The following is a 205-nucleotide window of genomic DNA, read 5'->3' as shown; positions in this document are numbered from 1 at the left end:
ATGGGTGGCTATGTATTTATTGGTAGGAGGTTGCGATTGATGCCATTAACAATGGGTGGCTATGTATTTTCTTCAGGCCATAAGAGCATTAATGCTGGGATCACCAAGCGGGGGGACTGTTATCTTAGACGGCAACTGATACACGGTGCTAGAACCGTCGTCAGTCATGCTAGCAAAAAACAAGATGATTTGAATCAGTGGATAA

Annotated in this window: 1 pseudogene; it reads left to right on the top strand. The window is 43.9% G+C overall.

What is annotated here, in order from left to right:
• Positions 1-66 precede the first annotated feature (66 nt).
• Positions 67-205 (top strand): annotated as a pseudogene (locus AB4238_RS22060) (transposase); the annotation flags it as partial.

The organism is Shewanella sp. 10N.286.45.A1 (assembly GCF_041470405.1).
Taxonomy (GTDB): domain Bacteria; phylum Pseudomonadota; class Gammaproteobacteria; order Enterobacterales; family Shewanellaceae; genus Shewanella.
The sequence above is the reverse complement of the archived record's forward strand: the minus strand, read 5'-3'. Positions and strand labels throughout refer to the sequence as shown.